This window comes from Methanolinea sp., assembly GCA_030055515.1.
Taxonomy (GTDB): Archaea; Halobacteriota; Methanomicrobia; order Methanomicrobiales; family Methanospirillaceae; genus Methanolinea_A.
Genome location: JASFYI010000004.1, coordinates 106251 through 131819, shown reverse-complemented (window position 1 = coordinate 131819; position 25569 = coordinate 106251). Strand labels below are relative to the sequence as shown.

The 25569-nt window shown below is 63.3% G+C and carries 28 protein-coding genes; 15 read left to right on the top strand and 13 right to left on the bottom strand.

Annotated features, from left to right (window positions below; translation table 11 throughout):
* The first annotated feature begins 8 nt into the window (after positions 1 to 8).
* The 7 genes from QFX32_08185 to QFX32_08155 are packed head-to-tail and all read left to right on the top strand — an operon-like array spanning position 9 to position 6969.
* Positions 9 to 587, top strand: coding sequence for a V-type ATP synthase subunit E family protein (locus QFX32_08185; protein MDI9634013.1), 579 nt, complete (start codon positions 9 to 11; stop codon positions 585 to 587).
* A 12-nt stretch (positions 588 to 599) separates the two neighbouring features.
* Entirely contained in the window at positions 600 to 1655 is a 1056-nt protein-coding gene (locus QFX32_08180) for a V-type ATP synthase subunit C (protein ID MDI9634012.1), read from the top strand.
* A complete protein-coding gene (locus tag QFX32_08175) occupies positions 1655 to 1957 on the top strand; it encodes a V-type ATP synthase subunit F (GenBank protein MDI9634011.1) in 303 nt (100 codons plus the stop codon). Before QFX32_08180 ends, QFX32_08175 begins: the two co-directional genes overlap by 1 nt.
* Positions 1948 to 3714, top strand: coding sequence for an ATP synthase subunit A (locus tag QFX32_08170; protein ID MDI9634010.1), 1767 nt, complete (start codon positions 1948 to 1950; stop codon positions 3712 to 3714). Before QFX32_08175 ends, QFX32_08170 begins: the two co-directional genes overlap by 10 nt.
* On the top strand, positions 3711 to 5102 hold the full coding sequence (locus tag QFX32_08165; GenBank protein MDI9634009.1) for an ATP synthase subunit B: 1392 nt from the start codon (positions 3711 to 3713) through the stop codon (positions 5100 to 5102). The genes QFX32_08170 and QFX32_08165 overlap by 4 nt, the downstream gene beginning before the upstream one ends.
* Before the next feature lie 6 nt (positions 5103 to 5108).
* Entirely contained in the window at positions 5109 to 5735 is a 627-nt protein-coding gene (locus QFX32_08160) for a V-type ATP synthase subunit D (GenBank protein MDI9634008.1), read from the top strand.
* A 19-nt stretch (positions 5736 to 5754) separates the two neighbouring features.
* Complete coding sequence (locus QFX32_08155) at positions 5755 to 6969, top strand: phosphoglycerate kinase (GenBank protein ID MDI9634007.1); 1215 nt, start codon at positions 5755 to 5757, stop codon at positions 6967 to 6969.
* Between the two features lie 103 nt (positions 6970 to 7072).
* On the opposite strand, the gene QFX32_08150 is transcribed toward QFX32_08155, so the two are convergent.
* Positions 7073 to 7567 carry a hypothetical protein gene (locus QFX32_08150; GenBank protein MDI9634006.1) on the bottom strand — a complete coding sequence of 165 codons (495 nt, stop codon included), beginning with the start codon at positions 7565 to 7567 and terminating at the stop codon, positions 7073 to 7075.
* Positions 7568 to 7723: 156 nt separating this feature from the next.
* On the opposite strand from QFX32_08150, the gene ade reads away from it, so the two are divergent.
* From ade to QFX32_08135, 3 genes are all read left to right on the top strand, one after another.
* On the top strand, positions 7724 to 9406 hold the full coding sequence (gene ade, locus QFX32_08145) for an adenine deaminase (protein MDI9634005.1): 1683 nt from the start codon (positions 7724 to 7726) through the stop codon (positions 9404 to 9406).
* Positions 9407 to 9531: 125 nt separating this feature from the next.
* A complete protein-coding gene (locus QFX32_08140; protein MDI9634004.1) occupies positions 9532 to 10884 on the top strand; it encodes a tetratricopeptide repeat protein in 1353 nt (450 codons plus the stop codon).
* 120 nt (positions 10885 to 11004) lie between these two features.
* Positions 11005 to 12822 (top strand): ATP-binding protein, encoded by a 1818-nt coding sequence (locus tag QFX32_08135; protein MDI9634003.1) that lies wholly within the window; start codon positions 11005 to 11007, stop codon positions 12820 to 12822.
* A gap of 26 nt (positions 12823 to 12848) precedes the next feature.
* On the opposite strand, the gene QFX32_08130 is transcribed toward QFX32_08135, so the two are convergent.
* On the bottom strand, positions 12849 to 13595 hold the full coding sequence (locus QFX32_08130; protein ID MDI9634002.1) for a heparan-alpha-glucosaminide N-acetyltransferase: 747 nt from the start codon (positions 13593 to 13595) through the stop codon (positions 12849 to 12851).
* Between the two features lie 192 nt (positions 13596 to 13787).
* On the opposite strand from QFX32_08130, the gene QFX32_08125 reads away from it, so the two are divergent.
* Positions 13788 to 14369 (top strand): carbonic anhydrase, encoded by a 582-nt coding sequence (locus QFX32_08125; protein ID MDI9634001.1) that lies wholly within the window; start codon positions 13788 to 13790, stop codon positions 14367 to 14369.
* Here QFX32_08125 and QFX32_08120 read toward each other — a convergent pair.
* The 5 genes from QFX32_08120 to QFX32_08100 all read right to left on the bottom strand — a co-directional run bounded on the left by QFX32_08120 (position 14353) and on the right by QFX32_08100 (position 16309).
* Positions 14353 to 14712: a hypothetical protein gene (locus QFX32_08120; protein MDI9634000.1), complete on the bottom strand. Its 360-nt coding sequence runs from the start codon at positions 14710 to 14712 to the stop codon at positions 14353 to 14355. The two genes, QFX32_08125 and QFX32_08120, sit on opposite strands and share 17 nt — an antisense overlap.
* 85 nt (positions 14713 to 14797) lie before the next feature.
* The gene (locus tag QFX32_08115) at positions 14798 to 15304 is read right to left on the bottom strand and encodes a ferredoxin-thioredoxin reductase catalytic domain-containing protein (protein ID MDI9633999.1); all 507 of its coding nucleotides are present in this window, start codon (positions 15302 to 15304) and stop codon (positions 14798 to 14800) included.
* Positions 15301 to 15573, bottom strand: coding sequence for a glutaredoxin family protein (locus tag QFX32_08110; GenBank protein MDI9633998.1), 273 nt, complete (start codon positions 15571 to 15573; stop codon positions 15301 to 15303). The genes QFX32_08115 and QFX32_08110 overlap by 4 nt, the downstream gene beginning before the upstream one ends.
* A 219-nt stretch (positions 15574 to 15792) precedes the next feature.
* Positions 15793 to 16038, bottom strand: coding sequence for a hypothetical protein (locus QFX32_08105; protein ID MDI9633997.1), 246 nt, complete (start codon positions 16036 to 16038; stop codon positions 15793 to 15795).
* 76 nt (positions 16039 to 16114) lie between these two features.
* On the bottom strand, positions 16115 to 16309 hold the full coding sequence (locus QFX32_08100; protein ID MDI9633996.1) for a hypothetical protein: 195 nt from the start codon (positions 16307 to 16309) through the stop codon (positions 16115 to 16117).
* A gap of 237 nt (positions 16310 to 16546) precedes the next feature.
* Between QFX32_08100 and QFX32_08095 the strand changes: the two genes are divergently transcribed.
* The gene (locus QFX32_08095) at positions 16547 to 18046 is read left to right on the top strand and encodes a methanogenesis marker 14 protein (protein ID MDI9633995.1); all 1500 of its coding nucleotides are present in this window, start codon (positions 16547 to 16549) and stop codon (positions 18044 to 18046) included.
* Between the two features lie 13 nt (positions 18047 to 18059).
* Entirely contained in the window at positions 18060 to 18347 is a 288-nt protein-coding gene (locus tag QFX32_08090; GenBank protein ID MDI9633994.1) for a hypothetical protein, read from the top strand.
* Here QFX32_08090 and argF read toward each other — a convergent pair.
* From argF to QFX32_08070, 4 genes are read right to left on the bottom strand one after another with little or no spacing between them, the layout of a single operon-like run.
* A complete protein-coding gene (gene argF, locus QFX32_08085; protein MDI9633993.1) occupies positions 18334 to 19278 on the bottom strand; it encodes an ornithine carbamoyltransferase in 945 nt (314 codons plus the stop codon). The two genes, QFX32_08090 and argF, sit on opposite strands and share 14 nt — an antisense overlap.
* Entirely contained in the window at positions 19279 to 20568 is a 1290-nt protein-coding gene (gene purD, locus QFX32_08080; GenBank protein ID MDI9633992.1) for a phosphoribosylamine--glycine ligase, read from the bottom strand.
* A 19-nt stretch (positions 20569 to 20587) separates the two neighbouring features.
* Positions 20588 to 21121, bottom strand: a complete 534-nt coding sequence (pyrE, locus tag QFX32_08075) for an orotate phosphoribosyltransferase (GenBank protein MDI9633991.1) — start codon at positions 21119 to 21121, stop codon at positions 20588 to 20590.
* Positions 21115 to 21615 (bottom strand): CDP-2,3-bis-(O-geranylgeranyl)-sn-glycerol synthase, encoded by a 501-nt coding sequence (locus QFX32_08070; protein MDI9633990.1) that lies wholly within the window; start codon positions 21613 to 21615, stop codon positions 21115 to 21117. Before QFX32_08070 ends, pyrE begins: the two co-directional genes overlap by 7 nt.
* 134 nt (positions 21616 to 21749) lie before the next feature.
* On the opposite strand from QFX32_08070, the gene QFX32_08065 reads away from it, so the two are divergent.
* Positions 21750 to 23228, top strand: coding sequence for a radical SAM protein (locus tag QFX32_08065; GenBank protein MDI9633989.1), 1479 nt, complete (start codon positions 21750 to 21752; stop codon positions 23226 to 23228).
* Positions 23229 to 23331: 103 nt separating this feature from the next.
* Here QFX32_08065 and QFX32_08060 read toward each other — a convergent pair whose 3' ends face one another.
* Entirely contained in the window at positions 23332 to 24267 is a 936-nt protein-coding gene (locus tag QFX32_08060; protein ID MDI9633988.1) for an ornithine cyclodeaminase family protein, read from the bottom strand.
* A 132-nt stretch (positions 24268 to 24399) separates the two neighbouring features.
* Here QFX32_08060 and QFX32_08055 point away from each other — a divergent pair, with 132 nt between their 5' ends.
* Entirely contained in the window at positions 24400 to 25194 is a 795-nt protein-coding gene (locus QFX32_08055) for an ATP-grasp domain-containing protein (protein MDI9633987.1), read from the top strand.
* Between the two features lie 36 nt (positions 25195 to 25230).
* Here QFX32_08055 and QFX32_08050 read toward each other — a convergent pair whose 3' ends face one another.
* A complete protein-coding gene (locus QFX32_08050) occupies positions 25231 to 25515 on the bottom strand; it encodes a UPF0058 family protein (GenBank protein MDI9633986.1) in 285 nt (94 codons plus the stop codon).
* Positions 25516 to 25569 lie beyond the last annotated feature (54 nt).

The window sequence follows — 25569 nt, the reverse complement described above, 5'->3', positions numbered from 1 at the left end:
AGCGGACCATGGGATTGGAGGCAGTCCTGGAAGAGATCCGCGAACGAGGACGGCAGGAAGTGGAAAGGATCCGGAGGGAGAGCCAGGAGGAGACGAAGAGGGTTCTCACGGCTGCCCAGGAACGCGCAGGGAAGATCAAGCAGGCTGCCAGCGAGGAGGTCGAGAGGCAGGCCGCCTACCTCATGGACCAGGAAGTCTCGGCCGCAAACCTCCAGGTGAAGAGGGAGTTGCTCAACACGCAGAAGGAGCTCCTCGACCAGGTCTACCAGCACGCGAGGGAGGCCATCGCGGGCCTCCCGGAGAATTTCCACAGGGAGGCCCTCGCGAACCTCCTCCGGGAGGCAAAGACCCAGATCGGGGACGGTATCGTCCACGTGAATTCCCGCGACAGGAGACTCCTCGAGCAGGTCCTCTCGCAGAACCCTGAATTCCGGAATTTTTCCGTGGGAACCGACGTGGACATCGACGGGGGCGTGATCGTCGAGAGCAGGGACGGCAGCCTGAAACTGGACTACAGCTACCGGACGTTCCTCGATGCCGTGTGGGAATCGGGACTCAAGGATGCTTCTGACCTGCTCTTCGGGTGAGGGGGTGCGCCCGTGGCCGAGATAAGAGCGGGACCCGTCCCCTTCATCTACGTCTGTACCAGGATGCGTGTCCGCAAGTCGAAGCTCATCCCCCGGGAAGAGTATATGCGGATGCTGAACATGGGGCTCGACGAGATCACGCGGTTCGTGGGCGAGACGCAGTACCGCAAGGAAGTGGACGAACTCGCGACATCCTTCAGGGGGATCGACCTCATCGAGATCGCGCTCTCGTGGAACCTCGCGAAGGAGTACCAGAATGTCCAGAAGATCACCCCCGGCACCCTCAAGGACCTCACGCGGGCATACCTCCGGCGCTGGGACATTCAGAACGTCCTGACGATCATCCGGGGCAAGCTCCACGGGGAGAAGAAGGGGAAGATCAAGGAGATCCTGGTACCTGCAGGGGAACTCGACAGGGCGTTCCTCGACAGGCTCCTCGAAGAGCCGACCGCGGAGAGGGTCGTGGAAGCCCTCCGGGGGAAGGGAATCTTTCCCGTGCTCGCGCGGATGACGGAAGGGGGTCTCAAGGAGGAGGTACTCCCGAAGGTGGAGAACGAGCTCTACAAGCAATTCTACGCCGACCTCATCGCGTACGCCCAGAGCGGGATAAAGGGTGGCCGGGAGTTCCTCGAGTACATCACGCTGGATATCGACGTCACGAACATCAGGACCATGTTCCGCGTGAGGGCGGATCCCTCCGTGACCGACATCTCGGACATTCTCATCCAGGGAGGGACGATTCCTCCTCAATCACTCCAGCGCATCTTCCCGATAAAGGACACGCGGGAATTCATCGACGCCCTCGTGCCCCTCGTCAAGGTCAAGCCCTTGAGGGAACTCCTCGCGAGGCTCGCAGGGGAGATGTCGCTCCGGGAGATCGACAACGAACTCATCAAGGTGCAGCTTTCCGAGATGGAGACCATGTCCAAGCTCCAGCCGTTCTCCATCCATCCGATTCTCGTATACCTTGAGAAGAAGAAGTACGAGATCTTCAACCTCCGAGCCCTCGCGCGGGGCAAGGAATCCGGGCTTGCGCCCGAGAGGATACGGGGTTACCTGGTGGTATAATGGAGATCGCGGTGATAGGAAATCAGGAGTTCATCCTCGGCTTCCGGCTGGCAGGTATCCGGAAGACGTACCCGGCAGAGAACGAGGAGAAACTCGTGGAATACATCAACCGGGTCCTCGAGGACCCGGACGTGGGAATCCTCGTCCTGCAGAGTGGTGACGTGAAGAAGATCCCGCGGAGACTGCAGATGACCCTCGAGGAGTCCGTGAAACCGACAGTCATCACGATCGGTGCAGAGGAAGGGGGACTCTCCATGAGGGAGAGGATAAAGCGTTCAGTGGGTGTTGATCTGTGGAAGTGAAAGAACAGGAGACAAGAAAGGCAAAGACAGGAGTTCTGAAACGTATCGCCGGTCCCGTCGTCACCGCGGTGGGGATCGAGGCCCACATGTACGACGTGGTGAAGGTCGGCAAGGAAGAGCTCATGGGCGAGGTGATCAAGATCCAGGGGGACAACGTCATCATCCAGGTCTACGAGGACACCTCGGGGATCCGCCCGGGCGAGCCGGTGGTCAACACGGGGCTCTCCCTTGCCGTCGAACTCGGGCCGGGCCTCCTGACCAGTATCTACGACGGGATCCAGCGGCCCCTCTCCGTGCTCGTCGCGAAGATGGGCGACTTCATCCACAGGGGTGTCTCGGCGCCCGGCCTTGACCACTCGCGGAAGTGGGAGTTCCGCCCCGTCGTGAAGGAAGGCGATACCGTGGGGCCCGGATCCATCATCGGCGAAGTCCAGGAGACGAACATCGTCCACAGGATCCTCGTCCCCCCGAACGTGAAGGGCGGGACGGTCAAGACCATAAGGGCCGGTTCGTTCACGGTAGACGAGCCCGTCTGCACGCTGGACGACGGGACGACACTCACCATGATGCAGAAGTGGCCGGTACGCGTGCCGCGGCCCGTCCTCGAGAAGATGAACCCGACCATCCCGCTGATCACGGGGCAGCGCATCCTCGACGGTCTCTTCCCGATCGCGAAGGGGGGTACTGCCGCCATTCCCGGGCCCTTCGGGAGCGGCAAGACCGTCACCCAGCAGCAGCTCGCGAAGTGGAGCGACGCAGAGATCGTCGTTTACATCGGGTGTGGCGAGCGCGGCAACGAGATGACAGAGGTTCTCACCGAGTTCCCCGAGCTTGAGGACCCAAAGACCGGGAAACCCCTCATGGAGAGGACAGTGCTCATCGCGAACACGAGCAACATGCCGGTCGCCGCGAGGGAGGCATCGGTCTACACCGGGATCACCATCGCGGAGTACTTCAGGGACATGGGGTACGACGTCTCCCTGATGGCAGACTCGACGTCCCGCTGGGCCGAGGCCATGCGCGAGATCTCGTCCCGGCTCGAGGAGATGCCGGGCGAGGAAGGGTATCCCGCGTACCTTGCCGCACGCCTCTCGGAGTTCTACGAGCGCGCGGGCAGGGTGAAGACCCTGAGCGGGAGGATGGGCTCAGTCTCGGTCATCGGCGCCGTCTCCCCGCCGGGCGGTGACTTCTCCGAGCCCGTGACGCAGAACACCCTCCGCATCGTGAAGGTCTTCTGGGCGCTGGACGCGAAGCTCTCCCAGAGGCGGCACTTCCCGGCCATCAACTGGCTCAACTCGTACTCCCTCTACCTCGAGAGCCTGCAGGAGTGGTACGACAGGGAGGTCTCGCCCGAGTGGAACACGCTCCGGTCGTGGGCGATGGAGATCCTCCAGAAGGAGGCGGAACTCCAGGAGATCGTCCAGCTGGTCGGCTCCGACGCGCTCCCCGAGACCGAGCAGATCACGATAGAGGTCGCGCGGATGATCCGGGAGATCTTCCTCCAGCAGAACGCGTACGACCCCGTGGATACCTTCTGCGACATGAAGAAGCAGTACGCGATGATGAAAGCGATCCGCCAGTTCTCTGACCTTGCCTACGCGGCTCAGAACGCGGGCGTGACACCCCAGCAAATACTCTCCGTGAAATCCAAGAACGAGCTGCCGCAGGTCAAGTTCATCAAGGACTACGAACCGTTCCTCGCGAAGGTCCAGGCGGACATGGAGTCCGAGTTCAATGCACTGAGGTCGGCAGCATGAAGGAATACAGGACAATCACCCAGATCGCGGGTCCGCTGGTTTTCGTGGAGAAGACCGAGCCCGTCGGGTACGGGGAACTCGTCAACATCGTCCTGTTCGACGGTACCGTCAAGCGCGGGCAGGTCCTCGACACGAGCGACGAGCTCGTGGTGGTCCAAGTATTCGAGACGACCGCCGGGATCGGGAGGGACAGCGGGATCCGCTTCACGGGCGAGACCATCAAGATGCCCGTCGGGCGCGACATGCTCGGGCGCATCCTCTCCGGCGGCGGGAAACCGATCGACGGTGGACCCGAGATCGTCCCCGAGAAACGCCTCGACATCACGGGGGCAGCGATAAACCCGTACGCGCGCGGTTCGCCGAACGATTTCATCCAGACGGGTATCTCCACAATCGACGGGATGAACACCCTCGTGCGGGGGCAGAAACTCCCGATCTTCTCCGGCGCGGGACTCCCGCATAACCAGATCGCGCTCCAGATCGCGCGGCAGGCGAAGGTACCGGGCTCTAAGGAAGGCTTCGCGGTGGTCTTCGCGGCGATGGGCATCACGAAAGAAGAGGCAAACTACTTCATGCAGGACTTCGAGCGGACAGGTGCCCTCGAGCGTGCGGTGGTATTCCTCAACCTCGCGGATGACCCTGCCGTCGAGCGGATCATCACGCCCCGCCTCGCCCTCACGACCGCAGAATACCTCGCGTTCGACCTCGGGATGCACGTCCTCGTCATCCTCACCGACATGACGAACTACTGCGAGGCATTGAGACAGATCGGGGCCGCGCGCGAGGAGGTGCCGGGCCGCCGCGGGTACCCCGGGTACATGTACACGGACCTCGCGAGCATCTACGAGAGGGCGGGGATCGTCAAGGGCAAGAAGGGCTCCATCACGCAGTTCCCCATCCTCACCATGCCGGGCGACGACATCACCCACCCGATCCCGGACCTCACGGGGTACATCACCGAGGGTCAGATCGTGGTCAGCAGGGAACTCCACCGCAAGGGTATCTACCCGCCCATCAACGTGCTCCCGTCCCTCTCCCGCCTCATGAACCTCGGGATCGGCAAGGGCCACACCCGCGAGGACCACAAAAAGGTCTCCGACCAGCTGTACGCCGCGTACGCAGAGGGCAACGACCTCCGCGGCCTGGTCGCGATCGTCGGGAAGGAGGCCCTCTCGGAGCGGGACCGGATGTTCCTCGAATTCGCGGACGTCTTCGAGAACCGTTTCGTCCGGCAGGGACCCAACGAGGACCGCACCATCGAGGAGACGCTCGACCTCGGGTGGGAACTCCTCGCGTCACTGCCCGTCGAGCAGCTCGTCCGCATCGACCGCGAGCTCATCCACAAGTACCACCCCAAGTTCAGGCAGGCCGCGAAGGCCGGGGGATAGGTCTCCATGGCACTCCGAGATATCAAGCCCACCCGCTCCGAGCTGATCAATCTCAAGAAGAAGATTGCCCTCTCGGAGAGGGGATACAAGATCCTCAAGATGAAGAGGGACGGGCTCATCATGGAGTTCTTCAGGGTGCTCGAGCAGGCGAAGGATAGCCGCGACGTGCTCAACGAGAAGTACGAGCGCGCGAGGGAACTGATGGCGGTCGCAAACACCGTGGAAGGGGCGATCGGCGTCAAGGCAGCCGCATTCTCCGTGAAGGAGGTCCCCTCGATCTCGGTCCACAGCAAGAACATCATGGGTGTCGTCGTCCCGGAGATCGAGTCGACGAAGGTCAGGAAAGGGCTGCTGGAGAGGGGTTACGGGATACTCGGGACCTCATCGGTAATCGACGAGACGGCGCTCGCCTTCGAGGAGCTCGTGGAGGCGATCATCCGGAGTGCCGAGGTGGAGACGACGATGAAGAGGCTCCTCGACGAGATCGAGTCCACGAAGAGGCGGGTCAACGCCCTCGAGTTCAAGGTCATCCCGGAGATGACTGCCGCGCGGGACTTCATCAAGATGCGCCTCGACGAGATGGAGAGGGAGGAACTCTTCCGCCTGAAGAAGATAAAGGCGCGGAACGCGTGATCCGCGGGGAGGGGACGAGATGCCGGTAGGGACGCTGAAGGACGCGAAGGTCGAGAACAAGACGGTCCTCCTCAGGCTTGACCTCAACTCCCCCATCGACCCCGCGACGGGCCGGATCCTCGATGACAAGCGTTTCCGCGAGCACCTCCCCACGATCAAGGCTCTCTCCGGGTCGCGGGTGGTGATCGTCACCCACCAGAGCAGGCCCGGAAAGAAGGATTTCACGACCCTCGAGGGCCATGCCGAGAGGCTCGGCACCCTCCTCCAGCAGAATGTGGAATACATCGACGACATCTTCGGGAAGTGCGCGAGGGAAGCCGTCCGCAGGATGAAGAACGGTGACGTCCTGATGCTCGAGAACGTGAGGTTCAATGCAGAGGAGAACCTCACCGTGAAGCCCGAGGAGGCCAAAAAAACCCACCTCGTGCAGAGGCTCTCGCGCATGGGCGACATCTTCGTGAACGACGCCTTCGGGACGGCGCACCGTTCGCAGCCCACGATGGTCGGTCTCCCGATGGTGATGCGCTCGGTCGCCGGGCTCCTGATGGAGAAGGAGATCACGTACCTCGGCAGGATCTTCGGGAGTGCGCCCGGGCCGGTCTGCATGGTCCTCGGCGGGACGAAGGTCGACGACTCGCTCTCCGTCGCGGAACACGTGCTCGAGAAGGGCATTGCCGACACCGTGATCGTGACGGGTGTCGTCGCGAACGTCTTCCTCCTCGCCGCGGGTCACGCCATCGGGAAAGGCTCGCTCCAGCTCGTCCAGCAGCTCGGGTACGAGGGGGAGGTGGAGAGGGCGCGGCGCCTCCTCGCGTCCTACCGCGAGAGGATCGCTTTCCCGGAGACCGTCGCCGTGCGGGAGGAGGGCAGGAGGGTCGAGTACCCCGTGGACGCCATCCCCGGCGACGCGACGATCCTCGATGTCGGCGTTGATGCGATCGCGTCGCTCGCGGAGAAGATCCGCTCGTGCCGGACAGTCGTCTTCAACGGGCCCGCGGGGGTCTTCGAGGACCCCGACTTCGCGACGGGGACCTACGAGCTCCTGAGAGCCGCATCGAGGTCGGAGTTCTCCATCATCGGCGGGGGGCACACTGCCGCCGTCGCGGAGAAGATGGGAATCGACAGGGATTTCTCCCACATCTCGACGGGGGGCGGCGCCTGCATCGAGTTCCTCACGGGCAAGAAACTCCCCGCCGTGGAGGCCCTCGAGAGGTCCCGCGAGATTTTCGGGTGATCTACCCTCCCTGTCCCCACCGGTTTTTTCGCGCACCGCGGGAACCCGGGAAGACCCGTTCCACCCCGCGCCGGGGCGGCGCGAGCTTGCCTCCCCCTGCCCCTTACGTGTCGTCCTTCCGCTCGTCTCCCTTCCGAGGGGCCTCCCTGTCAGGAGACCCGGTCCCCTTGCCCCCCGTCCCGGGCGAACGCCGCCCGCGCGGGTACGGGCTGACAGGCTTTCCCGCGAGCAACGACGAGAACAGCCCCACTCTCGGCGACTCCTTCCTCCCGCCAGACTGCATGAGGTGGTAGGTCGCGACAGAGAAGACGAGGGCGGTGACCATGAAGAGGACGAGCCCGAAGATCGTGGCGATCCCCGCGACGGTCAGCAGGCGCGTCCCCGGGAGCAGCATCGCTGCACCGGCGAGGTAGAGGGGCCAGTAGATCGCCACCGCGTACCTCGTGAATTCCCTCGGGCTCCACACGCTCCTCACCCTCTTCTCATCGCCCTCCCGCGGGAACCGGTCTATCGTCTCCCCGAGGTGGACGAGTACCGCGCTCCCTATTGCCGAGAATACTCCCCCGATCACCACGCCGAAGACGAGGATCTCGTTCATGCTGCGCCCTCCATGCACCCCGCGGGAGACGGAAGTTGCCGGGCCATCACTTACTTATGGGGCGGGGGATGGTCTTGTATCTTCTCCCCGGCCACCACCCCGCGTGCACCCCCGCATGCCAAAGCATTTGTCCTGCCACGACACAGGAACTCCTTGATGAGAGAGACTTTCCCGCCCGCATCGCGGAGAACGTGCGTGGACCGTGCCCTCGGGCGGGAAACCGCCGACACCCTCTTTTCAAACGCGTGCCTCTTTGACCCGTTTACGTGCGACTGGGTGGAGACCGACATCGCGGTCAGCGGCGGCTGGGTCGTCGGGACGGGCAAGGGTTACAGGGCGAAGGACACCTGCGACCTCAAAGGGAGACGGGTCGTTCCCGGCCTCATCGACGCGCACGTGCACATCGAGAGCTCGCTCCTCGTCCCGTCCGAGTTCGCGCGCCTCGTCGCATCGCACGGGACGACCACAGTGATTGCCGATCCCCACGAGATCGCGAACGTCTGCGGCGCGGAGGGAATCGAGTACATGCTGAGGGAGAGGGAAGACCTCCCCGTCGACATCCTCCTCGCACTCCCCTCCTGCGTCCCGGCCACCCCCCTCGACACCGGCGGGGCAACGCTCACCGCCCGCGACCTCGCACCTTTCACGGAGAGGGACGGGGTGGTCGGGCTCGGGGAGGTGATGGACGTCCCGGGAGTCCTCGGCGGCGACCCGCAGGTCTACGAGAAGCTCGGGATCTCGCGCGTGAGGGACGGGCACGCCCCCCTCCTCTCCGGCCGCGAGCTGAACGCCTACATCTGCGCCGGGATCCAGAGCGACCACGAGGCGAGTAGTCTATCCGAGGCGCGGGAGAAGCTCGTCCGCGGGATGTACGTATTCATACGCGAGGGATCGACTGCACGGAACCTCCGGGCACTCGTCCCCCTCGCGACGTCCCGTACCGCCCCGCGCCTCGCGTTCGCGACAGACGACCGCCACGCCGACCACATCGCGCGCGAGGGGCACATCGACGACTGCATCAGGAAGTCGCTCGAGCACGGGATCGAACTCGAGGTCGCACTCCGGATGGCAACGCTCTCCCCCGCCGAGAGGTTCCTCCTCGACGACAGGGGGGCAGTCGCGCCCGGGAGGAGGGCCGATTTCTGCATCCTCGACGAGGAGTCACCGTTTTGCGTCAAGGCCACGTACTCGAGGGGGCGTCCGGCCTCGTCTTTTCCCGGGAGGAAGCCCCGGTCCATCGGGTCGCCCATGGAAGCACGGGTCCCTCCACCGCGGGAACTTGCTCTCGCGGGCAGCGGTGCCGCGAGGGTGATCGGCATCGTGCCCGGGGAGATCCTGACCGAGTCGCTCGTGTACGAGGTCGATGGGGAAAGAATCCCGGACACCGACCGCGATCTCCTCAAGGTCGTCGTCTGCAGCCGCTACAGGAAAAAGAAGGCTGCCGTGGGTATCGTCCACGGGTTTTCCCTGCAGGAGGGTGCCGTCGCGGGGAGCGTTGCCCACGATGCCCACAACCTCGTCGCGGTCGGCGCGGACGATACCTCGATCAGGCGGGCACTCTCGGCGATCCTCCGGGGCGGCGGGGGCCTTGCAGTCGTGCGCGGGAGGGAGACGGTCGTCCTCCCGCTCGAGTGCGCGGGCCTGATGTCCATCCTCCCCGCCGAGGAGGTCATCCGCAGGCTCGGGTCACTCCACGAGGTCGCGGAATCGGCGGGGGCGATCCCGGGGGTCTTCATGTACCTCTCCTTCCTCAGCCTGACCGTCATCCCGGAACTCCGTATCACCGAGAGGGGCCTGTTCGACGCGAGGGAGTTCCGGGATGTCCCGCTATTCCTCTGACTACCGGTAGAGATCCCCCCGCCCCTCCGGGAATTCCCCGGTTTTTTCCCTTTTTGTGCCGGTACGCGCACCCTGCTCCGGATGAAAGGATTAAGTACGACGAGCAGGATACTTTTCTGCGGGAGATGGCACAAGGGTCCGGAAACGGGAAGATATCGGTCCTCTTTATCGACGACGAGCCGGCCCTCCTCGAGATCACGAAATTGTTCCTCGAGAGGTCAGGGGAACTCGTGGTGGATACGTGCCGTTCTGCCATAGAGGCCCTCGAGATCCTGAAGTCAAAGAGTTACGACGCGATCGTCTGCGATTACGAGATGCCGCTGATGGATGGAATCGTCCTCCTCAAGATACTCCGTGCAGAGGGGGACACGACGCCCTTCATCGTCTTCACAGGGAAGGGGAGGGAACACGTCGTCGTGGAGGCCCTCAACAACAGGGCGGATTTCTACCTCTCGAAGGGGCAGGACCCGAAGGCCCAGTTCAGGGAACTCGACCGGATGATCCGGCAGGCCATCAGCCGCCGTGCCGCGGAGGAATCCCTCACCTCGGCGGACCGCCAGCTCGCCGACATCGTCGCCCACCTCCCCGACGCCACGTTTGCCATCGACCGCGAGGGAAGGGTCATCGCGTGGAACAGGGCGATGGAGGACCTGACGGGGATTCCCTCCGGCAGGGTGACCGGGAAGGGAAACTTCGAGTACTCCCTCGCCTTTTTCGGGGAACGTCGCCCGTCGCTCGTCAACCTCTTCAATAGCCCCGACGAGGAGATCGCGGCTTTCGGCTACCAGAACGTGAAGAGGGAGGGGAACTCATTGACCGCGGAGATCCCGAGGGGACTGCTCAGGGGGAGGCCTGCCGTCCTCTGGTCGAGGGCGACCCTGATTTCCGACAGGAAGGGCAACCCCATCGGCGCGATCGAGACCATCCGCGACATCACGGAGATCAGGCGGGTGACCGAGACGCAGGCGGCCGAGATCGCGAGGGAGAGGGAGATAGGGCTCTTTGACAGGATATTCGGGAAGTCGACTGCAAGCTGGTTCAAGAAGGGTGTCGACCTCTACTACAGGCAGGGCCGGTTCCTCGACGCGATAGAGTGTTTCGACCGCGTCATCGAGATGGACCCGTCCCACGTCGACGCGTGGAGGGAGAAGGGCGTGTGCCTCAAGGAGCTCGGGAGGTACGAGGAGGCGCTCCAGTGTTTCGACAGGGTCCTTGACCTCAATGACCGGACACCTGCGACGTACTACGCGAGGGGGGAAGCACTCGAGAGGCTCGGGCGCGAGAGGGGGGACTTCACCCTGTACAAGAAGGCGATCGAGTGCTTCGACATCGTCATCCAGAAAGAGCCCGACAACGTGAACGCGTGGAACTACAGGGGTGTCTGTTTCAAGGAGCTCGGGAGGTACGAGGAGGCGAGGCGTTCCTTCGAGAAGGCCCACGCCATCCTCCGGATGAACCCTAGGACCCTCTCCCGTTGAGCGGCGCTGGTCTTCCGCGGTCTATCGGTCACCGTTTCGACCACCCCGGGTCACGTCTTCACTTGACTCATGCTTTAAATCACTTCAGGGTACATTTATACTAGACTCCGGAGACCGCCGATGGGAGACCCGACGCCTTTTCTCGACGGGAAAGATGCGAAACTCCTTGCCCTCGCCGCGATCACCCTCGTCGCGTTCCTCGCCTACGCGGCGGTGATCGGGAGTCCCCTCTCGCTCTTCACGCCCCTCCTCTTCTACTTCCCCATCATCCTCGCGGCCTACTGGTTCCCCCGGAACGGCGTGGTATTCGCGGTGGCCGTGGGGATCCTCGAGGTCTTCTCGGTGTACTTCCACCCCAATCCCGACCTCTCCGCGATCACCCTCGCGATCACGACCGCGAGCTTCTACGTCCTCGTCGCCGTCGCCGTGGTCATCTCGTCCCTCTCGGGCGAACGGAACGAGAGGGAAGCGCGTTACAGGGGGATCTTCGACAATTCCGACGCGGGGATATTCATCGCGAGGAACGGCGAGGATGACCTCGTCATCGAGGAGGTCAACCAACGCGGGAGCGCGATACTCATGGAGCACGCCCGGGACCTCGTGGGGAAGAAATTCACGGATTTCTGGAGGGACGAGCCATCGCGGCGGGCATTCCTCGGCGAGATGGAGTCCTCAGGGACGGTCCCGCAGCTCGAGACGACCCTCGTCCGGGCGGACGGGTCCACTGTGCCCGTCCTGATATCGGGGGCGAGGCTGCCCAAGAAGACAATGGTCCTGATGGTCATCGATATATCCGGCCGGATCGCGCAGGAGAAGGAACTCCAGGAGAAGAACAGGCAGCTCTCCCTCCTCAACAAGGTCATTGCCGATGCGTCCACTGCCCCCGACACCGCGTCGATGATGGGCTCCGTCCTCGCCCACGCGCGAGAGTCATTGGGCTGCGACACCTGCGGCGTTTCCCTCTTCCGCGAGGGACAAACCCCCTCGCTCTTCTCGTCGGGAGACGCGGGCCTCCTCGACGCGATGGGGGGCAGAGAGTGGGAGGACGCGATGAAGGGGGTCGCACCCCTCGCGTGGGGGAGGAAGTACGGCGGCGGCCGCGAGGGAATCCCGGGAGCGGGGATGGTCGTCCCCCTCCGGAGCGGGGAGACGCTGCTTGGAACCTTCTTTGTCATCTCGAGGGATCCGGATTTCCACGCTGCGGAAGGACTGGTGAGAGCCCTCGCGGGCGAGATCGCGGCGGCAACCACGCGGATCTCCCTCATGGAACAGCTTGCGGAGGCAAACCGGCAGGCAAACCTCTACCTCGACATCCTGATGCACGACATCAACAACGCAAACCTCGCGTCCCTCTGGTACGGCGACCTCCTCCTCGAGATGCTTTCCGGCGAGGCAGCCACCATTGCCCGCAAGATGAGGGAGGGCATAAGGAAGAGCCGGGAGATCATCAGGAACGTGGAGACGATCCGGAAAGTCCACGGGAAGAGACCCGAGCTGCGGCCCGTGGACCTCGACGCGGTCATAAAGAAGGAGATCCGCGCGTACCCCGACGTCGCGATCACGTACAGCGGCCTTCCCGTGAAAGTGTGGGCCGACGAACTGCTCGGGGAGGTATTCGCAAACCTCATCGGGAACAGCGTGAAATTCGGTGGTTACGGCGTGAAGATATGCGTCTCTGTCGAGAGACCGACGCAGGAGAAGGTTGTCGTCACCGTCTCTGACAATGGCCCCGGCATCCCCGACGACCTCAAAAATGTGATATTCATGCGCTTCTCGAAGATCGAGCCGGGGGAGCATGGGAAGGGCCTCGGACTCTACATCGCGAAGATGCTCGCCTCCCGGTACGGGGGGGATATCAGCGTGTGCGACAGGATCCCGGGGGATCATTCCAAGGGAGCCTCTTTCCGCGTGGAACTCCGCGCGGTAAAAGACAGTTGAAGGGGGACCTCCGCCGGGACCGCCACTCACGCGGGTCTGGGGATTCCAAAGAAGAGTGCGATCCCGAGGAGGATGACGGGCTGGTGCAGGAAGTAGATGGCGAGGGAATGCCGGCCGAGGAGACAGATCCCTCCCCCTAATGGGGGGACGTCCCCGCGGACCCGGACCCTCCTCTCTCCCCCCGGGTAGAGCACCTTCCCCGCGAAGACGCCGACGAGCACGACACCGAGCCACGGGACGAGAGGGGTGTAGTCGAGGCTCGAGAAACCCGCGGGGTGCAGCCCTATCCAGAGGAGGGGGAGCGGCCCCTCGAGGGATCCGACAAAAGGACCTGCCGCAACGAGCGAGAGGCCGGCCACGAGGTTTGCCCGGCTGTAGCGGAGGAAGAAGGGTGCGAGCATCACCGAGACCCCAATCAGGTGGAGGATTCCAAAGAGGATCGGGGACGCGGGGACGACGACAAGCGTGATGGCCGTGAGAGAAAGCCCGGCGAGGAATAACCCCGCTCCCCTCCTCGCGAACTTGAGCGCGTAGGCCCGCCCCGCGAGCTTCCCTTCGACCCTCGCGCTGCTTATGGTGAGGGAGATCCCGACGAGGAGGAGGAAGAGCGTTGCCGTCGCCAATGCGAGGGGCCTCCATTGACCAAGCGACGCCCGGGCATCGGTGACCCCGAGGTATGCGAAGTCGAAGACCACGTGGTATGTCACCATCATCGTGACCGCGATACCCCTCGCGAAGTCGATTTCCCAGTACCGGGATGTCCGAGTCCTCACGGACTCGGTATCCTCTCCAGGTAACAATGGTGGCATGAACGCTCCCGTCGCATCTCCCTGCGAGAGATGGGACGGCGGAATAAATATCACTTCTTTATATATTCCCCCGTCAATCTCCCCTGTGAGAGGGGATGGCAGGTCACAGATCATCCAGTGCTGTCCCTTCCCCATGGCAAAGAGAGGCAATTATCCATGATAGACCAACTCCTCGAGGGCAACAGGAGGTTTCGGGAGGGTTTCTTCAAGGACAACCTCCCACACTACAGGCAACTGTCAGCGGGACAGAATCCATCGGTCCTCTGGATCACGTGCTCGGACTCGCGCATCCAGTCCGGGCACATCACGCAGACAATGCCAGGAACGCTCTTCGTGCACAGGAATATCGGAAATATCGTTCCTCTCCACGACTGGAACTTCGCGACGGTTCTTGAATATGCTATCCGCCACCTCAAGGTGAAGGACATCGTGATATGCGGTCACTCGGATTGCGGGGCCATGAAGGCCTTGGGAAAAGAGACGGACGACAAGTACATACCCCTCTGGCTTGCCAATGCTACCGAGGCAAAGAGGCGCGTGGAGGCGCGCATTCCACCCCCCACGTCACCCGAAGAGGAGAGGGCGAAACTGGCGATGATCGAGAGGGAGAACGTCATCCTCCAGATTGAACACCTGAAGAATTACCCGATCGTGAAAGAAGCACTCCTCGACAAGAAAATCAGTATTCACGGTCTCTACTACAACATGGAGACGGGCGAGCTCACGAAGATCGCCTGATTTCCCCCATCCTCTTCTCGATCTCCCTCTGCATCTGGGGAAGCGAGATCCTCCCCATGGGGACGAGCGTTCCGTCGACGAGGACGAACGGGATTGGAGGGTACCTCTCGGCGATGATCTCCCTCACGCGGGCAGGAACCTCCCTGTCGATCAGGATCAGGGTCACCCTCACCGCGTCCCCGTACTGCCGCAGGAGTTCCTTCCTGAGGGCCTCGAATGCCGGGACGAGCTTTCCCGACGGGTAGCACTCGTGGAGGCCGCAGGTTCGCGTGTTGTCGCAGGGAAACGGGGAACAGGCCGAGTCCTCGAGTCCCACGACCTCTATCTCGATCGGTCCGGGCATGTCCTACACCTTGGTCCCATGGATACTTGAGCCTACTTGAGCGTGCACAACCCGCCCTCCACGTACGCACCTCCGGCATCCCACCTCACATGAAGCGTTCGAACCGGTCCTGAGAGGCCTTGCAGACCGGGCAGACGAGGGGCGGTCTTTCCCTCGCGCAGAGGTACCCGCACACCCTGCACCGCCACACGGGGTACGCAAGGCCGGCCACTCCGCTCCGCGCAACGCTCGCGCGTCCCTTCCGGGCGGACCTCGGGGGACGTCGCTCCGGGACGGGGACGAGGGGTTGCTCTCCCCGCGCAACGGCAGGAGAGACGTAGAGCGCGCAGTAGCAGGCCCCGAATTCCTCGAGGTCGGGGTCGCGGTAGTCGCACGGGCAGATGATGTCCCTGTCGTCCTCGCGCGAACCGGACGCGAGCCTGCAGGGACACGAGGGATACCCGTACCTCCCCTCGTTGACGCAGAGTCCTTCCGCGAGCTTCCTCACCATCTCGGCGTCCGGGTTGAGGATGTATCCCCCGGCCTCCGCGTCTCTCCTGAGCGTTTTGATCTTCTCCTCGACGACCTCTTCCCCTATCCCACCGCCTGTCACGCGAGGGCCTCCCTGATCTCCTTCTCCTTGTAGCCCACGATCACCCGCGAGCCATCGATGATGAGCGTGGGGAACGATCCCGCGGGGTTGTACTTCTCGACCTCGGAGAGTGCCTCCTCGAATTCCTCCCCCGAGAGGAGGTCGACGTAGACGTACGTGTACTCCACGCCGAGGGAGTTGAGGAGGTCCTTTGTCTTTGCGCACCACCCGCACGTGGAGAGCGCGTAGAGGCGGACATCACCCTTTTTCCTGCCGCTGACCCTGACCATTTCCATGCAAACTCAACTCGCTGCCGGTATCTCAAGGCATTGGCGGCAGACGCATTAAGATTTTCACTGGGGGAGGTCCCCGGGAAGCGGGAACCCCGGGTTTCGGGTATCCAGGACACGGTGGACAGACCGGCGGGGAAGATCGCCCACGCCGGTGGTTGAGAACCGGATGACCACGGGATCGTCACCCGGCGGTCTTCGGGATGGTACTTCGAATTTTCAGAGGTGCTCGGAGACCTTCTGGATCTGGGCCATCAGGAACTCGAACCACTGCCTGAGTGCGTCGAAGAGGCAGACGACCTGATCCTGCGAGAACGAGACGAACTGCATGATCGCCCCATCTCCCTGGCCTGTCCCGCAGCCGGCCTGGAGCCTGACGGTGAGCCCTATGATCACGATCAGGGCAAGGATGATGATGATCATCAGGACCGCAATCAGCAGCATCGTTGCCGAACTCGCCCGCATTGCACCCCCCACGAATGGATCGCACCTTGGATTATTTAATCGATTGCCCTCAAATTTCCCATTCCCCGCGAGCCATTCAACCCGACCTCTCCTTCTTCAGTTCGAGGATCAGCATCACGCAGAGGATGACAGAGAATCCGAGGACGATGAGGGTGAGGAAAAGGCTCACGAAGAGCATGACTCCCTGCGCGGAGAGGAAACCGACCCAGAGCAGGGCCACGAAGCAGATCAGGTAGTAGAAGACCCACCCCCGGGGGTCATTTAAATCCATGTTATGCCCTTTCACAGTGTCCTCTTAAAAATGTTGCGTTCCACGGGCCAGACGGGGGCCCGCCACCATGGGGCCCATCCCTTCGGATCCCCGCCCGCGTGCGGTACCGGATTGAGGGGGATATCTCCCCCATTTCCCAAAGCATCCGCGGGCACAGCCGCGGGAAAAAAACCGAATTAGCAGGCCTTTAATGCAAATCGAAAGATATATTCCACCCGAGCTTCTCATTCGATATACATGTGTGCGCGTTTTTTTGAACGATTTTTTAAACCCAGGCCACACATCGTGGAAAGTCCTCCTCCACCGTCCATCGCACACGGACCGGGCGTGTACGTCCCCGAATTCAGGGTAAAGCCTTACTTCATCGTGGCGTCCGTGGAGATGGGAAACACGACGACGAAGTGCATCCTCACGGGGGTAAACCTCGAGACGGGGATGAGCTACGTCATCCACAAGACCGTCCGGATGAGCAGGGACGTGCGGAAACCCAAGCCCGGCGAGGAGATCTTCGGGGAGACCCTCGATGGCACGAAACTCACGCGCGAATCCGTGACCGAACTCGTCAGGGACACGCTGATCCAGTGCCACAGGGAGGCACACCTCGACATCCAGAAAGACCTCGATTTCGTGGTGCGGAGCACCGGGGTCGTCGCCGCGATGGACTCCCCTGACCAGGTGGGAGAATTCGTCCTCGCGCTCGCGAACGGCTGCCTCATGGCGGGGGTTCCCCCGCGCAAGATGACTCCCCCCATGTCGAAGGCGAACCAGGCCCCCAAACTCCAGCCCTACAGCTTCGCCGACAAGGTCGTCTTCGTGGGCGCTGTCGCGGGCGTGATTCCCCCCGTCGGGAGCACCGGGGTCGAGATGGTCGCAAACGAGATGGAGGGCGAGCTCGCCATGGCAGGGATCAAGGAGGGCGCGAAGTGGACCCCTGTCGACTTCAGGAATCCCTGCATATCCATCGATTTCGGTACAACGCTCGACGGGAGGATCACGAGCGACGTCGCCCCGGATGATCCCAACCCCTTCGCGAAGACCATCGGGAACTTCTGCGGGCTCGCGGGCGCGATCCCCGACGCGATCATCAAGGGGACGGGGCTCGTCGACCCGCGGACGGGGACGGCGCTCGAGGTCTTCGGCGACAGGAGCGTGGTGGGCGATTTCGTACGGAGGGGGCAGAGCGAGGCCGTCCGGAAGTACGTCGACCGTGCCCACGAGCTGATCGACATCCGGCTCGTCCCTCCCGACAGGCGGAGGTTCGGGAGGGTCCCCGTGTTCGCCGACGTCGCGAAGGAGTCCGGAATCGCCCTGATCGGCTGCGATGCGGGCGTGAACGGGAGCACGCTCCCCGAACTCTCGGAACTTGGGAGGGAGATCTACGAGAAGCACGGCCTTGGTTTCCTCAACGAGGTGATCGACAGGGTGTGCGCACGCATGGCCCTGCGGCTCGTGGACGTCGCGCACGAGCTCGGCCTCGTCTACCCAAGGTCGAGCATCGGCTTTACCGGGAGGGCAGCGATCTCAGGGCGGAAACCCGAGTACATCCTCGAGGGAATCGCGGAGAGGCGCCTCTTCCCGAACCCGAACGACCACGTGGTCTTCGTGGACGACGGCCTCGCGAGGGGTGCAGCGCTCATGGGGCGGTGCATGAATTCCCTTGGAAAACCGAAGAATCCCATCGGGGGTGTCCGCGGGGGACCCTGTATCATGTCCCGCAGGATAAAGGCGGGGAAGTGAAGAATGGTGCACCATGACAGAAGAAAAGAGAGAGGATAACGAACATACCGGGCCGCGGGAAGAACCCGGCGGGGAAGAACAGCTCTACGACCTCCTCATCCCTCCCGGTGTCCCGCGCTCGATCATCGCGGAAATCATCCGGAAATTCGACGTCCAGCTCGTGGAGAGGAAACAGCGGTTGTACTTCGCGAACATGGATGGCGACGAGAGGGAGCTGCTCGCGTTCAGGGGGAAGAAGAAGACGATGGAAGAGGTCCAGGACTACCTCTACTACGAGCTGAAGAAGTTCATCGGGGAGTGAGGGGCCCTTCCCCCCCCTCCCACCCGCGCATAAGGAAGACGAGGAGGGCCTTCTGGGCATGGAGGCGGTTTTCCGCCTCGTCGAAGACGGCGCTCCGGGGACCCTCGATCACCCCGTCCGTGACCTCCTGTCCCCTGTGGGCGGGCAGGCAGTGCATGAAGATCGCGTCGGGCGCCGCGGTCTCCATGAGCTCTTCCGTGATGGTGTACCCGGAGAATGCCCGGAGCCTCGCGTCGCGCTCGGCCTCGGTTCCCATGGAGACCCACGTGTCGGTCACGACCACGTGGGCATCCCTCACCGCTTCCCTCGGGTCCCTGACAACCCTCACCTTGCCCCCGCGGCCCCGGGCGACCTCGAGTATCCGCGGCGGGGGCGAGTATCCCTCCGGTGTCGCGACGGTGATGTCCATCCCCGTCAGGACAGAGGAGAGGATGAGGGAATTGCACACGTTGTCACCGTCGCCCACCCAGCCGACCCTGATCCCCTCCGTCCTGTGGAACCTCTCCCTTATCGTCATTATGTCGGCGAGGATCTGGCACGGGTGTTCCAGGTCCGAGAGGCCGTTAATGACGGGAACGGTCGCGTACCGCGCGAACTCCTCGATCGTGGAGTGCCTGTACGCCCGGATCATCACCGCGGAGACGTACCGGGATGCGACGCGCGCCGTGTCGCGTATCTCCTCCCCCCTCCCGATCTGCAGGTCCTGTGCATTCAGGAACAGTGCGGTCCCCCCGAGCTCGGCCATCCCCACCTCGAAGGAGATTCGGGTGCGGGTCGATGATTTCTCGAAGATCATGGCGAGGGACTTGCCCTCGAGGTAGGGGTGGGGCTTTCCCTCCCTGCGCATTCTCTTGAGGCGGCCGGCCTCCTCGAGGAGGCGGTCCAGTTCCCCCGCGGTGATGTCGAGGATAGAGACGATGTCGCGCTTCATCTACAGTTCCCTCATGTGTGCAATCCGTCGCTCGAGGAGCGCGGGGGTGCCGATGTCCCTCCTGTGCCTCACCCTCCCCCTCACGCCCGATGCCGCGGCCTCGGCGATCCTCTCGGCATCGGCGAGGGTCTCGCCCACGCCGACGAACGCGAGCGTCCGCGAAGACCCCGTGTAGAGAGCGCCGTCCCTCTCCGTGACGTTCGCGTAGTAGAGGAAGGCAGGTTCGTACGGGCCAAGGGTGATCCTCTCGCCGCGGAGCGGCGATTCCGGGTACCCCTCGGGGACGACGTACTTGCAGACGGTTGCCTTCCTCGAGAACGAGACGGGGAGCCGGGCGAGGGTACCTCCAACGATGCCCTCCACGATGGAGAGGAGGTCCGTCTCGAGGATGGATAGGACGTTCATCGCCTCCGGGTCGCCGAACCGGGCATTGAACTCGACGACCATAGGGCCGTTCCGCGTGTTCATGAACTGGCCGTACAGGATCCCGCGGTAGGGTGTCCCGATCTTTTCCATCGCCCGTATCGCGGACCGCATGATCCCGAGTGCCTCCTCCCTGTCGGCCGGGGAGACGAAGGGGAGACCGTGGTCGGGGAGGGAATAGGAACCCATCCCCCCCGTGTTGGGACCCTTGTCCCCCTCATAGGCCCTCTTGTGGTCCTGTACAAGGGGCATGGGGACGACATCTTTCCCGTCGGAGAACGCCTGGAGCGTGAATTCCTCGCCGTGCAGCCTCTCCTCGAGGACCACGCCCCCCGAGAGGCTCCTTATGTACTCTGCCGCGCCCTCCCTGTCGAGGTGTTCGCCCACGATCTTGACACCCTTGCCGCCCGTGAGGCCGATGGGCTTGATGGCGAGGTCGCCGGGGTAATCCCGGAGGAAAGCGACCGCGTCGTCCGGGTCGCGGAAGACCCTGTAGCGGGGGCAGCCGCGGATGCCGTGGCTCTCCATCATCTCCCTGCAGAAGGCCTTGTCCGTCTCGAGGCGGGCTGCCGCCCTCGTCGGCCCGACGCAGGGGATCCCGGCTGACTCGAGGGCGTCGACGATACCTGCCTCGAGGGGGGCCTCGGGCCCGATTATCGCGTAATCAATGGAGTTCTCCCGTGAAAACTGCGTGACTGCCCTGACGTCGGTCTCCTTCCCGACGTGGAACTTGCGGCAGAGTCGCGCGATGCCCGGGTTCTCGTGCGCCATCGCCGCGTAGATCTCCGCGTCGGTGTTGCGGGACAGAGCCATGGCAATGGCGTGTTCCCTGCCACCACTCCCCACAACAAGGATCTTCATAGTCATGTATCGGAATTTCCGTCTGTTAACGGTTGCTGTTCTCCTCCACGGCCCTGAGAATCTCCGAGGCCCTCGCGAGGGCTTCCAGCCGGACCCCCTCCTTTGCGAGTCTCGCTGCCGCACCCGCCTCTCGGTCGACGACGGTGACCGCGAGCTCGACGGTCCCCCCCGCTGCCCGCAGGGCCCTCACCGCGTCGAGGGCGGATCCCCCCGACGTCGTCACGTCCTCGACGAGGAGGACGCGCCTGCCCCCCACGTCGCCGATGATCTTCCCCGCCTTCCCGTGGCCCTTCTCCTCCTTCCTCACGATCGCAAAAGGCCTCTGCTTCGCGAGGGCGACGGCCACGGCGAGAGGGATCCCGCCGACCGCGACGCCTGCCACCACGTCGAACTCGTGGGCACCCGCGATGATCGCCCCTATCCTCTGGAGCGCGACGGGGTTCGTCACGACCTTCTTCACGTCGAGGTAGTAGGGGCTCCTTTCACCCGATGAGAGGACGAAATCCCCGAATTCGAGTGCGCCGTGCTCCTTTAGGAGTTCTACGACCTCGTTTACCATGGGACATCCTTCACTCCGGCGAGGTACCCGATGACATTTGCCGCCCTGTGGAGCAGGGGGGTGAGGACGAGGATCCAGAGGAGCACGGGGAGGGTGACGGCCGAGAGGAGCCACGCCGGGTCGAAGATGCCGGCGAGGAGGAAAGCCCCCGCCACAAGGTCGTACTGGTCCGCGACCGGCCACCTCTCACCGCTCGGTTTCCCCAGCCTGCGCTTGAGGAAGCTCTTCGCGAGGTCCCCTGCCAGTGCTCCCACGGAGAAGAGGACGACCGAGGAGAGGGTGTGGGCGGGGAGGGGAAACGATTCGACGGTCCCCTGCAGCCACAGCTGGGCAAGGCCGACGAGGATACCCCCCGCGATGCCGGAAAAGAGGCCACGGTATGTCTTCCCGTCCCCGAGGATCCTCTCCCCGTCGGAGAGGACCCTTCCCCCGTCGATCGGTCTCCCGCCCCCGAAGCACGCGGCCACGGAGTTTGGAACGTATGCCGGCAGCATGCACCAGAGGGCTGCCGCCAGCGGTACAGCGAGTGCATCGAGACTAATAATATGCTCCCCGGTCACTGTAATGAGGCGTAATTATAAGCATTAAGATATCCCAGAAATTATCAACCTGACGGTGGATTGGTGTCATGCCGGCAATACTGAAGAAGACGAGGAGCATATGCCCGGAGTGCAACGCGGTGCTAGATGCGGCAATCCTCGAGGACGGGGGCAAAGTCTGGCTCGAACGCACCTGCCCGGAGCACGGTCACTTCCGTGACCTGTACTGGTCAGACGTGGACCTCTGGAAGAAATTCGAGCGGTTCGAGTCGGTGGGGAAGGGCATCGAGAACCCGCACCGGACTGCCCCGCCGGACGGGTGTCCCTCGTACTGCGGGATCTGCACCAACCACAAGTCCGCGACGCTCCTTGCTAACATCGACCTGACGAACAGGTGCAACCTCAACTGCGATTTCTGCTTCGCGAACGCGCGGGCGTGCGGGTACGTGTATGAACCCACTTACGAGCAGGTCATCGCGATGCTGCGGCTCCTGCGCGAGGAGAAACCCGTCCCGACCCCCGCCGTCCAGTTCTCCGGCGGCGAACCCACGATGCGCGAGGACCTGCCCCGTATCATCGCGGCGGCAAAGGAGATGGGGTTCCCGCAGGTACAGGTCGCGACGAATGGCATCTCCCTCGCAAGGGACATAGGGTACCTCCGCGAGCTCCGGGAGGCAGGGCTCTCCACGCTCTACCTCCACTTCGACGGGGTCACGAGGGAGACGAACTTCAAGATCGCGACGGACTTGAAGGTCGTGGAGAACTGCGAGGAACTCGGCGTCGGCGTCGTCCTCGTTCCCACCGTCATTAAGGGGCGGAACGACCACGAGGTGGGTGCGATCATCAGGTTCGCCGCGGACCACATCCGGGCGGTGAGAGGGGTCAATTTCCAGCCCATCGCGTTCACGGGCGCTGCAAAACAGGAAGACGTCGCGCGCGAGAGGATCACTATCCCCGAGCTCCTCCAGGCCATCGAGGAGCAGACCGGCGGGATCATCAAGAGGGACGATTTCTACCCTGTCCCCTGCGTCGTCCCCATCTCCGAGTTCGTCGAGGCTTTCACGGGCCAGCCGCAGATCCGTTTCACCGCGCACCAGCACTGCGGGGCGGCCACGTACGTCTTCGTCAACGACGATGGCATGACGCCCGTCAACAGGATGGTCGACGTCGAGCACTTCCTCTCGGCCCTCTCCGAGACCGCGGAGAAGCTGAAGAGCGGGGGGTTCCTGATGAAGTACCGCGCCCTGCTCTCGATCATCTCGGAGCTCAACCAGTCCGTGAAGAAGGACGGGCACAAGACCGGGAGGGAACTGTGGAAGCTCCTCGGCAAGACGCTCGTATTCCACAACTTCGATGCACTCCGCGAGTTCCACTGGAACGCGCTCTTCGTGGGAACGATGCACTTCATGGACAGGTACAACTACGACCTCTCCCGCGTCCAGCGCTGTTGCATCCACTACGCGACACCAGACGGGACGCTCATCCCGTTCTGCACCTACAATAGCGGCCCCGTCTACCGGGAAGTGGTCTGGAAGAAGTGGAGCCGTCCGCCCGGAAATCCCCGGTGAATTCTCTTCTCCCTTCGCCGGCCAAGCAATCCACGGTTTTCATGTTCCCTCCCCTTCTGCCGCCGCAATTTCCCCGTTACTCGCCGCCATATTCTCGCGACGTTCAGGGGAAGGGCAGGTCGATCCCCTCTGCCGATTCCGCCGCGATCGCGGCGATCGCGAGGTCCTGGATGGCAAGGCCCGTCGAGTCAAAGACCGTGATCTCTGATGGATCTCTCCTGCCCTTGCGGCCGATCACGACCTCGCCGAGTGTCCCCGCGATGCTCCCCGGGGAGTAGAGACCTTTCGCGATCGGCACGTTGATCTCCCCGGAGTGGATGGCCTGGGCAGGGTCGTCCACGAAGACAGATGCCCTCCGGAGGATCGCGGGGTCGAGTTCCTGCTTGCCGGGCGCATCCGCACCTATCGCGTTGATATGTGTCCCCTCGTGGACCCACGCGTCCATGACGAGGGGTTCGCGCGAGGGGGTCGTCGTGACGAGGACGTCGCAGTCGCACACGGTCTTCAAGTCCTCGCTCCTGCAGCCCGGCAGGCCGAGCGCCTCGCAGAATCTCTCGGCATTTGCCCTGTTCCTGCTCCACACGAGGATCTCGGTGACTTCGAGCTCCCTTGAGATCGCGATTGCCTGCGCCCGGGCCTGGCGGCCAGCCCCCACGAGGCCGAGGCGAACCTTCCTCCTCGGGGAGAGGTACTTCGCGGCCACGGCACCCGCCGCCCCCGTCCGGATATCCGTGAGCTCGGTCGCGTTGAATATGGAGACGGGGCGGCCTGTCTCGAGGTCGAGGATGATGGTAAGCGCCATCACGGTGGGAAGGCCGAGGGCGGGGTTCCCCGGGTGGACGTTGACGATCTTGACGCCGGCGATTCTAAGCGAGGGGATGTACCCGGGCATCGTCCGGAAATCCCCCTTCTCGAGGGTCACGTAGATCTTCGGGGGCATCTGCACCCGCCCGTGCCCGTGCTCGGCGAATGCTTCCTCTATGACCCTGTTCGCGCGCGAGATGTCGATGTTCCTCCCGGGATCCGGATAGTACCGCATGAAGGGAGGGTATGCAGCTGCCGGAGAGATGAATCTACCTGCACGCGGGTCGCCGGGATGCCGGTGATGCAAAAGCACCCTTAATACCCATGCGGGCTCAGATATCCACCCACTGCAGGGTCCGGTCTTGATATGATCTACATCGTCCCGAAACCCACCGATACGCCCGACGACAACTCGACGGCGATGGTCGCGCGCGAGATCGCGAGGATGGGGGGAGAGTACACCCTCATCGATCCCGCGGAGATCGATCCCTTCTCGACCGGGATCTCGGGCTCCCTGATCTGGGTGTGCGGGATTGCCCAGGACGAGGTCCAGTTCGAGGTCATCAATGCACTCGCCGTGGAGAACAGGGTCATCAACTCTCCCCTCTCCATCTACACCTGCGCGAGCAAGGTCCTCACGAGTTCGCTCCTCGTGAAGAACGGCATTCCCACGCCCGAGACGTGTTTCACCCAGTCGGGGGATATCGCCGCGGCTTTCATCTCCCGGCACGGGCGCGTCGTCTCAAAACCCGTGTACGGCTACGACGGGCACGGGGTCGTCCTCGTCGAGTCGCCCGGGGAGCTGGGTTCCCCGCCGTACTACCTCCAGGAGTACGTCCCCAACGACAGGGACTTCCGGGTGTTCGTCATCGACGGGGAGGCCGTGGGCGCGATCGAGAGGGTCTCTGACACGCTGGCCCACAACATCCACCAGGGGGGTATCGGGAGGCCGGTCGAGATAGACCCCCTCATGGCAGACCGCGCCGTGGCCGCTGCCCGCGCGGTGGGCGTGGACTACGGCGGTGTCGACCTCCTGCGCAGGGGCGACGATTACTGCGTCCTCGAGGTGAACGGGACGCCGAACTGGCACTGCATGGGGGTCAACATCCCGGCGCTCCTCGCGATGTACCTCCTCGAGCAGGAGAGGGCGACCCGGCGGTGACGTTCCCGTCCTCCCGTGCCGGGGTGAGAAAAGGGGTTACTGGGCGTATTCCATTTCCCTGAGGGTCCTCGCGGCGAGTTCCTTCATCCGGGCGGATATCCGGCCGGACGCCGAGAACTCCACGTCCTTCATCGCGTCCGCGAGCTCGTTCCCAAGGACGAAGATGGCGTACTTGTGCTCCATCTTGCTCTTGTGCATCTGCGAGGGGTTGATCTTGAGGGAATAGTAATTGGTGAATTTCAGGTCGGAGTTTATGGCCTCGAAGTAATCCTTGATCTCGTAGAGCATCTGGTGCAGAGCGATCAGTTCCTCCTTGTGCATACACCCACCTCAGGAAAGGAGAGTATGCGGGTCTGGGATAAATAGGTAACCCCG

Bases quoted from the DNA above. Each gene is read 5' to 3' on its own strand.
- QFX32_08185 (MDI9634013.1), top strand. From the start codon at position 9: ATGGGATTGGAGGCAGTCCTGGAAGAGATCCGCGAACGAGGACGGCAG.
- QFX32_08175 (MDI9634011.1), top strand. From the start codon at position 1,655: ATGGAGATCGCGGTGATAGGAAATCAGGAGTTCATCCTCGGCTTCCGG.
- QFX32_08165 (MDI9634009.1), top strand. From the start codon at position 3,711: ATGAAGGAATACAGGACAATCACCCAGATCGCGGGTCCGCTGGTTTTC.
- QFX32_08160 (MDI9634008.1), top strand. From the start codon at position 5,109: ATGGCACTCCGAGATATCAAGCCCACCCGCTCCGAGCTGATCAATCTC.
- QFX32_08155 (MDI9634007.1), top strand. From the start codon at position 5,755: ATGCCGGTAGGGACGCTGAAGGACGCGAAGGTCGAGAACAAGACGGTC.
- QFX32_08150 (MDI9634006.1), bottom strand. From the start codon at position 7,567: ATGAACGAGATCCTCGTCTTCGGCGTGGTGATCGGGGGAGTATTCTCG.
- ade (MDI9634005.1), top strand. From the start codon at position 7,724: ATGAGAGAGACTTTCCCGCCCGCATCGCGGAGAACGTGCGTGGACCGT.
- QFX32_08140 (MDI9634004.1), top strand. From the start codon at position 9,532: ATGGCACAAGGGTCCGGAAACGGGAAGATATCGGTCCTCTTTATCGAC.
- QFX32_08135 (MDI9634003.1), top strand. From the start codon at position 11,005: ATGGGAGACCCGACGCCTTTTCTCGACGGGAAAGATGCGAAACTCCTT.
- QFX32_08125 (MDI9634001.1), top strand. From the start codon at position 13,788: ATGATAGACCAACTCCTCGAGGGCAACAGGAGGTTTCGGGAGGGTTTC.
- QFX32_08120 (MDI9634000.1), bottom strand. From the start codon at position 14,712: ATGCCCGGACCGATCGAGATAGAGGTCGTGGGACTCGAGGACTCGGCC.
- QFX32_08110 (MDI9633998.1), bottom strand. From the start codon at position 15,573: ATGGTCAGGGTCAGCGGCAGGAAAAAGGGTGATGTCCGCCTCTACGCG.
- QFX32_08105 (MDI9633997.1), bottom strand. From the start codon at position 16,038: ATGCGGGCGAGTTCGGCAACGATGCTGCTGATTGCGGTCCTGATGATC.
- QFX32_08100 (MDI9633996.1), bottom strand. From the start codon at position 16,309: ATGGATTTAAATGACCCCCGGGGGTGGGTCTTCTACTACCTGATCTGC.
- QFX32_08095 (MDI9633995.1), top strand. From the start codon at position 16,547: ATGTGTGCGCGTTTTTTTGAACGATTTTTTAAACCCAGGCCACACATC.
- QFX32_08090 (MDI9633994.1), top strand. From the start codon at position 18,060: ATGACAGAAGAAAAGAGAGAGGATAACGAACATACCGGGCCGCGGGAA.
- argF (MDI9633993.1), bottom strand. From the start codon at position 19,278: ATGAAGCGCGACATCGTCTCTATCCTCGACATCACCGCGGGGGAACTG.
- purD (MDI9633992.1), bottom strand. From the start codon at position 20,568: ATGACTATGAAGATCCTTGTTGTGGGGAGTGGTGGCAGGGAACACGCC.
- pyrE (MDI9633991.1), bottom strand. From the start codon at position 21,121: ATGGTAAACGAGGTCGTAGAACTCCTAAAGGAGCACGGCGCACTCGAA.
- QFX32_08070 (MDI9633990.1), bottom strand. From the start codon at position 21,615: ATGCTGCCGGCATACGTTCCAAACTCCGTGGCCGCGTGCTTCGGGGGC.
- QFX32_08065 (MDI9633989.1), top strand. From the start codon at position 21,750: ATGCCGGCAATACTGAAGAAGACGAGGAGCATATGCCCGGAGTGCAAC.
- QFX32_08060 (MDI9633988.1), bottom strand. From the start codon at position 24,267: ATGCGGTACTATCCGGATCCCGGGAGGAACATCGACATCTCGCGCGCG.
- QFX32_08055 (MDI9633987.1), top strand. From the start codon at position 24,400: ATGATCTACATCGTCCCGAAACCCACCGATACGCCCGACGACAACTCG.
- QFX32_08050 (MDI9633986.1), bottom strand. From the start codon at position 25,515: ATGCACAAGGAGGAACTGATCGCTCTGCACCAGATGCTCTACGAGATC.